At 71.0% G+C, this 7,674-nt stretch carries 7 protein-coding genes; 5 read left to right on the top strand and 2 right to left on the bottom strand.

Annotation, left to right across the window (positions count from 1 at the left end):
• From JHN63_RS44955 to JHN63_RS44940, 4 genes are all read left to right on the top strand, one after another.
• Positions 1-451: hypothetical protein (locus JHN63_RS44955; RefSeq protein WP_234478649.1), on the top strand; the 451-nt coding region annotated here is incomplete at its 5' end.
• Positions 420-1,715: an ABC transporter substrate-binding protein gene (locus JHN63_RS44950; protein WP_200690912.1), complete on the top strand. Its 1,296-nt coding sequence runs from the start codon at positions 420-422 to the stop codon at positions 1,713-1,715. The genes JHN63_RS44955 and JHN63_RS44950, both read left to right, overlap by 32 nt.
• Before the next feature lie 76 nt (positions 1,716-1,791).
• Positions 1,792-2,793 (top strand): YafY family protein, encoded by a 1,002-nt coding sequence (locus tag JHN63_RS44945; protein ID WP_200690911.1) that lies wholly within the window; start codon positions 1,792-1,794, stop codon positions 2,791-2,793.
• 263 nt (positions 2,794-3,056) lie between these two features.
• The gene (locus tag JHN63_RS44940; protein ID WP_200690910.1) at positions 3,057-3,272 is read left to right on the top strand and encodes an I78 family peptidase inhibitor; all 216 of its coding nucleotides are present in this window, start codon (positions 3,057-3,059) and stop codon (positions 3,270-3,272) included.
• A 101-nt stretch (positions 3,273-3,373) separates the two neighbouring features.
• Here the strand turns inward: JHN63_RS44940 and JHN63_RS44935 are convergent, their stop codons facing one another.
• Together JHN63_RS44935 and JHN63_RS44930 are read right to left on the bottom strand one after the other, a co-directional pair.
• On the bottom strand, positions 3,374-4,411 hold the full coding sequence (locus JHN63_RS44935; protein WP_200690909.1) for a phosphatase PAP2 family protein: 1,038 nt from the start codon (positions 4,409-4,411) through the stop codon (positions 3,374-3,376).
• 237 nt (positions 4,412-4,648) lie between these two features.
• The gene (locus JHN63_RS44930; RefSeq protein ID WP_200690908.1) at positions 4,649-5,791 is read right to left on the bottom strand and encodes a mannosyltransferase family protein; all 1,143 of its coding nucleotides are present in this window, start codon (positions 5,789-5,791) and stop codon (positions 4,649-4,651) included.
• A 260-nt stretch (positions 5,792-6,051) separates the two neighbouring features.
• Between JHN63_RS44930 and JHN63_RS44925 the strand changes: the two genes are divergently transcribed.
• Positions 6,052-7,659, top strand: a complete 1,608-nt coding sequence (locus tag JHN63_RS44925) for an MFS transporter (protein ID WP_200690907.1) — start codon at positions 6,052-6,054, stop codon at positions 7,657-7,659.
• The last annotated feature ends 15 nt before the right edge of the window (positions 7,660-7,674 follow it).

The following is a 7,674-nucleotide window of genomic DNA, read 5'->3' as shown; positions in this document are numbered from 1 at the left end:
CTCCAGGACGGCCTGTTTGTCCCGGGTGGAGGTGGCCGGGTCGAAGAACTTCTTCCAGTTGGCCTTGATCTGGGTCGTGGCGGCGGCCGGGTCGGCGGGCGCCACGACCCAGATCAAGGCCAACTGGAAGAAGTTCTTCGACCCGGCCACCTCCACCCGGGACAAACAGGCCGTCCTGGAGAACGGCGACAAGATGGGCCCGCTCCTCAAGGCCTTCAGCGGGGACAAGCGCGGCGGGCAGGTCCAGGCGGACGTCCAGAAGGTCGAGTTCACCGCACCGGACAAGGCGACCGTGACGTACAGCCTGACCCTGAACGGCGCCACCGCCCTGCCGAACGCCTCCGGGACGACGGTCGAGCAGGACGGCACCTGGAAGGTGTCCGTCAACACCCTGTGCGCGCTGGTGGCGTTGAGCGGCGATGCCTCGCAGTCGCCCGGGGCGGGCTGCTGAGGCCGCTGTCGCGGTGCTGCTGCTCCTCGGGGGCACGGCCTGCGGCAGCCGCCTCCCGGAGAGCGACTTCGAGCACGGCGACAGCCGTACGCCCGCACCGAGCGGCAGCACACCGATCCGGGTCGGCATCATCACCAGCGCGACCAGCCCGGTCGGCGGCGACACCTTCACCGGCCCCCGCGACGGCGCGAAGGCGTACTTCGACCGCCTCGACGCGCGCGGGGGCATCGCCGGGCACCCGGTCGAGGTGCGCCTGTGCGACGACGGCGGCAGCGGTGTCGGCAACAACGCGTGCGTGCACCAGCTGATCGACGAGGACAAGGTCGTCGCCCTGGTCGCCACCACCGTCCTCGACTACACGGGCGCCTCCCGCGTCTCCCACGCGCGCGTGCCCGACATCGGCGGCCAGCCCATCGGCGCCGCCTACGACACCTGGCCGCACCTGTACGGCGTCTACGGCAGCCTCGCGCCCCGCGCCGGCACCCCGGGCTGGGGCGGGCGGCTGTACGGCGGCACGGAGGTCTACCGGTACTTCAAGCGCGAGCAGGGTGCCCGTACCGCCGCCGTCGTGTCGTACAACCAGGCAGCGTCCGCCGCCTACGCCCGGCTCGTCGAGCAGGGGCTGAAGGCGGAGGGGTACAAGGTCGTCACCGAGCAGGTCGACTTCGCGCTGCCCAACTTCCGTGCCGCGGCGGCCGACCTGAAGCAGCAGGGTGCCGACCTTGTCTTCGACGCCCTCGACACGCACGGGAACGCCCAGTTGTGCGCGGCGATGGACCAGGTCGGCGCGCACGTCGTCGCCAAGGTGACGAACGTACAGAATTGGACATCGACCGTCCCGGAGGACTACAAAAACTCCCCGCGCTGCCGCAACGCCCTGTGGGCGACCGGGTCCAGCCGCGACTTCGACGACGTGGCGCGGCCCGCCGTACGGGAGTTCCGGGACGCGACCGAGAAACTGAAGACGCATTCCCAGTGGCAGTTGGAGGGCTGGGCGGCGGCGATGTGGTTCACGGACGCGGCGAAGGCCTGCGCGAAAACGGGCGTCACGCGTGCGTGCGTGGACGACTTCATGAACCGGAGCGAGGACTACACCGCCGACGGCCTGTTGGTTCCGGTCTCCTTCGAGCGGCTCGCCGAACCGCCGAAGACACGCAGGACGTGCCTGTCGGTCGCGCGGTGGCAGGACGGCAGGGGGTGGGTCCCGCAGGGGGACATGAACAGCACCTGTTTCGACGTGCCCCAACTGCCGTACCGCCCTTGACGACTGCCCTGAAGCCTTTGATATCTCCCTACGGCCCTTGATAACTGCCCTACCGCCCTTGATACAGACTTCGACCATGTTGGAGACCTCGGCACGACTCCTGCGGCTGCTCTCGCTGCTCCAGGCCCACCGCGAGTGGTCCGGCGCCGACCTGGCCGACCGGCTCGGGGTCACCCCGCGCACCGTGCGCCGGGACGTGGACCGGCTGCGCGAGCTGGGCTACCCCGTCAACGCCAGCCCCGGTACGGGTGGCGGATACCAGCTGGGCGCGGGCGCCGAGTTGCCGCCGCTGCTGCTGGACGACGACGAGGCGGTCGCCGTGGCGGTCGGTCTGCGCACCGCCGCCGGGCAGGGCATCGAGGGCATCGGCGAGACCTCCGTACGCGCCCTCACCAAGCTGGAGCAGGTCCTGCCGAGCCGGCTGCGGCGCCGGGTGGGCGCCCTCAACGCGTTCACCGTGCCGATGCTGCACAACACCCTCCCGTCCGCCGTCGACCCGGCCGTGCTGACCGAACTGGCCGCCCTGTGCCGGGACGCCGAGCGGCTGCGCTTCGCGTACGAGAGCCACGACGGCGCGGCCACCCGCCGCACCGTCGAACCGCACCGCCTGGTGTGCACCGAGCGGCGCTGGTACCTGGTCGCCTGGGACCTGGACCGCGAGGACTGGCGCACCTTCCGCGTCGACCGCATCACGCCCCGGCCGCCGCACGGGCCGCGCTTCACCCCGCGCCCGCCACCGGCCGAGGGCCTCGCCGCGTACGTCTCGAAAGGGGTCTCCACGCGCGCGTACGCCACGCACGCCGTCGTACGGCTGCTCGTGCCCCTCCGGGAGGCCGCCGAGCGGATCTCACCGTCCGCCGGGACGCTGGAGGCGGACGGGCCGACCAGTTGCCTGCTGCGGACCGGGGCCCCGAACCTCGACGTGATGGTGGTCCATGTGGTGATGACGGGCTTCGAGTTCGAGGTCCTGGAGCCCGCCGGGCTGACCGGGCGGATCAGGGCGGCGCGGGACCGGCTGTCCCGGGCGCTGGACCGGTCCGACCCGGTGGCCCACGGCGATTCTGTGCCGGAACGGTGAAACTCTTATGCGGTGTCAGCTCCCGCCGTAGCGCATGGAATCGGAATGGAATGAGGGCGCCGGGCCGGTTCTCGCGGTACTTTCCGCCGGGCTATTCGGCGGGCCGGACCGACATGCGGGAATTACGTTCGAATGCCTGCGGAAGGCGTACGGAACCGCTCATACGTGTGAGGGAGGCAGCACAAAACACACGTCCTGATCCTGTGACAGAAGTGTGACCGGAGAGGGACGGATGAAGCGGGAGAGGGGCTAGCGTGGCGGGCATGGCATCCATTCCGACTCCACCGGCAGAGCCCCAGGACAGTCCGAACAGCTATGTGGGCCTCGACGCGTCAGAGGCCGAGCGGCTCGCGCGGGAGCGCGGGTGGTCGACCGTGCGGTCGCTGCCGCCGGGGGCGATCATCACCATGGAGTTCCGCGTGGGACGGCTCAACTTCGAGGTCGCGGACGGCACGGTGGCGCGGGCCTGGAAGGGCTGAGCGCAGACGGCGGCACCTATGACGAAGGCCCCGGTTCCGCTGACGGAACCGGGGCCTTCTCGGTGCGGGGATGGTGGTGCGTACCGGCCCCGCGGTGCGGATCAGCCGCCCGCTACGGGGCGGGCGGCGGCCGCCGCGCCGGTGCCGCGTGCGACGCGGTCCGGGTGCGGCGGGCGACGGCTGCCGATCGGGGTGACCGGGGTGCGCTCCGAGCGGGTCGTGTGCGGGCTCGGGGCGAGATGGGCGGGCGGCCGGGCCGAACGGCTCGTGGTGACCGTCTCGCGGGCCGCCGGGACCTCGTCGCCGGAGGAGGCGCGCGGCTTGAGCAGCACCGGCGCGGTGACCGGAGCGGCGGGCGCGGGGGAGGGTGCCGTACGGCCGCGACGGGCGCGCCAGCGGTCGCGCAGGTCGAAGATCGAGGTCTCGGCACGCGCGATCAGCGGCTCGCACCAGGGGAGGGCGAGCAGGACCAGCAGACCGGCGGCCCAGCCGAGCAGTACGTCGCTCAGCCAGTGGGTGCCGAGGTAGACCGTGGCGAGACCGACGCCGAGCGAGGTCACCGCGGACGCGGCGGACAGCCAGCGGCGGGCGGCCGGCGTGGAGGCCAGATACGCCAGGATTCCCCAGGTCACGACCGCGTTGGCGGTGTGGCCGCTGGGAAATATATCGCCGCCCAGGCCCATCTCGTTCGAGCCGATGACGGTCGCGTAGTGCGGGCCGAGGCGGCCCATGCCGAGCTTGGCGGCGCCGACCGTGATGTTCAGCAACAGCAGCAGGGTGCCCAGGGTCAGCAGCGGGCGCAGGGTGTGCTGCCGCCACGAGCGCCAGCCCAGCCAGGCCGCGACCATCACCGCGGTGGGGCCGCGCTGGCCCAGCACCACGTAGTAGTCGACGAACCAGTGGATGCCCGCCCACTGCTGGTACGGGCGGAAGAACATGACCTGCCAGTCGAACCGGACCAGCCAGGACGTGGTCACGACGAGCCATACGATCGCCAGATAGAAGGCCAGGGTCGCGGCAAACAGCACGACCCTGTGCCGGCTCATCTTCGGCACATCGATGTTGACCGGCCGTTCAGGTTCACGGTCCAGCCTCGCGAACACCCGGTCCAGACGGGTGAGGTTTCGTTCGGTACGCACTCAATCGACGTTACAGCGAGTGAGTGTGGATCCCCGTCGAATCAGCGGCTTTGTGATGACGATGTGATGTGGGAAAGCTCTCAGGAGCAGGTTTATTTCCGAGGATTCCGCAATCCCGGACGGCTCCGTCCTTCAATTCCTTTGATCATGCCGGGTCGAGTTTTATGGCCCTTATGAATTAGTTCACCAAATGCTGGGGTGGAATTGGCCCGGCGCTCATGGAGCGTGACGAGTGGATCATGGTGGACCGGAGCCGTTCAGCCAGAACGCCCCGTACACGGCCGATACCAGTGCGACACCGCCCACCACCCACACTGACCTGGACGTACGCAGCCGTGCCAGGGCGAGCGCGAGGGGGAGCAACAGGGGGAATGCGGGCATCAGCAGGCGCGGTTTCGAGCCGAAGTAGCTCGACGCGCACAGCGCGAGCGCGGTGACGACCCCGGCGTACACCAGGAGGGGCAGCGGCTGGCCCTGCCGGACGCCCACGACGTACAGCCAGAGCACCAGCCCGACTCCGACGATCAGCCCCACCCCGGCCAGGGCCGACGGGAACGACGTGAACTTGTCGCCGACGAAACGGGCGAAAGCGGCGCCGCCGTCGAAACCGTTGCGCCAGCCCGCCTGTACGTCGAGATAGCCCAGCGGGCCCTTGCCGGTGCGATGGCCGACCCACAGGACGTACCCGGCGGCGCCCAGGGGCGCGAGCGCCATGCCGAGGGCGCGCGGCCAGACCAGCGCGCCGAGAGCGGGCGCCGTGCTGCGATCCCGCACGAACGAGGTGATGGCGGCGACCCACACCGCGGCCACCACGGCCAGCCCCACGGGCCGCGTGAGACCGGCGAACAGGGCGAGGACTCCGGCCGTCGGCCAGCGGCCCGTGAGCACGGCGTACAGCGACCAGGCGGCGAGCGCGGTGAAGAGCGACTCGCTGTACGCCATCGACTGCACGATCCCCACCGGGAGCACGGCCCACAGCAGTACGGCGGACACGCCCACGCGACGGCCGTGGACATGGTCGGTGACCGCGAAGATCCCCCAGGCCGCCGCGAGCGAGGCGAGCAGGCTCACCGCGAGGCCGCCGTCGGCGTACGACAGCGGGGAGACCGCGTGCATGAGCCTTTCCAGCCAGGGCAGCAGCGGGAAGAAGGCGAGGTTCGAGTGGACGTCGCCGTTCGGGAGGCGGACCTCGTAGCCGTAACCGAGGTCGGCGACCCGGGTGTACCAGAGGGCGTCCCACCGCGCGGTCAGCAAGGTGTGGGCGCTCTTGCCGCGCGCCGCGCTCCACACCGCGAGCACCACCAGGCCCAGGGCGCGGACGGCGGCGTACCCGAGGAGGGCCGGGGCCGCCCGGCGAAGAGGTGCTGCGAGATCGGTCACGGGCCCGATTATCGAGGTCGCGCGGAACCGGCCGACCGGGCGGGGCGTGGTCAAGAGGGAGGTGAGTGGTGTACGCCACACGTGTTCTCCGGGGAGTGTGAGAGGTCCACCACGTGGCACTGGCGTGAACTCGCGTACGCTGACGGCTCACTCGCCTTCGTTGCGCGGGTCGGAGACACCGCTCCTCTCCGACCGAAGTCACGGGGAGTCCCCACCCCGTGAGCCCCGCCGAACGCGAGGGAACATCTGGGAGGTAGTACATGTCCGGGACGACCATGGCTGCCGCAGCGCTGCGCCGTCGGGCCGCCGACGCCGGTGCCAACCGCTGGGTCGTTCTCGTCGTCCTCTGCGTCAGCCTGCTGCTGGTCGCGCTCGACGCCACCGTGCTGCATGTCGCGGTGCCCGCCGTCACCGAGGACCTCAAACCCGGCGCGATAGAGCTGCTCTGGATCGTCGACGTCTATCCGCTGGTCTGCGCCTCGCTCCTCATCCTCTTCGGCACGCTCGGCGACCGCGTCGGCCGCCGACGCATCCTGCTCCTCGGCTACGGCCTCTTCGGCATCGCCTCCGGCCTGGCCTCCCTCGCCCATGACGCCCAGGTCCTGATCCTCGCGCGGGCGCTGCTCGGCGTCGGCGGCGCGATGATCATGCCGGCCACGCTGTCGATCCTCCGCCAGGTCTTCCCCGACCGGCGCGAGCGGGCGGTGGCGATCGGCGTGTGGAGCGCGGTGGCGGCGGTCGGCGCGGCGGTGGGGCCCCTGCTCGGCGGGTTTCTCCTCGAACACTTCTGGTGGGGCTCGGTCTTCCTCGTCAACATCCCCCTGATGCTGATCAGCCTGCCCATCGGCCGCCTCCTGCTCCCCGAGTCCCACGGCGACCGCGACGGCCCGTGGGACGTCGTCGGCGCGCTGATGGCCGCGGGCGGTCTCTTCGGTGTCGTCTTCGGCGTGAAGCGGCTCGGTGGCGGGGAGCCCGTCGAGAGCGGCTGGACCGTGGCCCCGTTGCTCGTGGGCGCGGTGCTGCTGGTTCTCTTCGTACGACGGCAACGGCGCCGTACGCATCCGCTGGTGGACCTGAAGATGTTCCGCAGGCCGGCGTTCAGCACGTCCGTCGGCTGCATCGTGCTGGCGATGCTGGCGCTGGTGGGCCTGGAGCTGATCGCGGCGCAGTATCTGCAACTGGTGCTGGGGCTTTCCCCGTTGGAGACGGGTCTACGGCTGCTGCCGCTGACGTTCGCGGCGATGGCAGCGGGGTTGTTCGGGGCGCGGATGCTCCGGCGGTTCGGGCCGCGGCGGATGGTGTGCTTCGGGTTCTGCCTCACCGCGATCTCGGTGCTGACGCTCACCGCGATGGGCGGGCGGGACAATGCCGGGCTGCTGCTCTTCGGGTTCCTGCTGCTCGGGTTCGGGCTGGAGATGACGCTCTTCGGGGCGTACGAGTCGATGCTGAGCGAGGCTCCGCCGGCGCAGGCGGGGGGCGCCGCGGCGATCGGCGAGACCTCCTACCAGCTCGGGGCGGGGATCGGGATCGCGCTTCTCGGCAGCGTGATGAACGCGGCGTACGCGCCCGGGCTGCGGTCCGTGCCCGGGGTGCCGACCTCCGCGTCGGCGTCCGCGGGGCATTCCCTGGGCGAGGCGTACGACGTGGCCGGGCGTCTCGGCGGGGCCCGTGGAGTGGCCCTGCGCCACGCGGCACGGGACGCCTTCGTGCACGGCCTGCATGTCACGTTGCTCGTCAGCGCGGGCTTGCTGTTGCTGGGCGCGGTGATGGCGTTGCGGTTGCCCCGGATCATGCAGTGCGAGATGCCTGCGGCGGCCGTGGGGGTGCCTGCCCCCAGGGAAGTAGCAGACACCCGCATCTCAGCCTGACCAACGTTTTCCCAC

Source organism: Streptomyces sp. MBT65, from assembly GCF_016612545.1.
GTDB lineage: Bacteria > Actinomycetota > Actinomycetes > Streptomycetales > Streptomycetaceae > Streptomyces.
The sequence above is the reverse complement of the archived record's forward strand: the minus strand, read 5'-3'. Positions and strand labels throughout refer to the sequence as shown.

Bases quoted from the DNA above. Each gene is read 5' to 3' on its own strand.
- JHN63_RS44950 (WP_200690912.1), top strand. From the start codon at position 420: ATGCCTCGCAGTCGCCCGGGGCGGGCTGCTGAGGCCGCTGTCGCGGTG.
- JHN63_RS44945 (WP_200690911.1), top strand. From the start codon at position 1,792: ATGTTGGAGACCTCGGCACGACTCCTGCGGCTGCTCTCGCTGCTCCAG.
- JHN63_RS44940 (WP_200690910.1), top strand. From the start codon at position 3,057: ATGGCATCCATTCCGACTCCACCGGCAGAGCCCCAGGACAGTCCGAAC.
- JHN63_RS44925 (WP_200690907.1), top strand. From the start codon at position 6,052: ATGTCCGGGACGACCATGGCTGCCGCAGCGCTGCGCCGTCGGGCCGCC.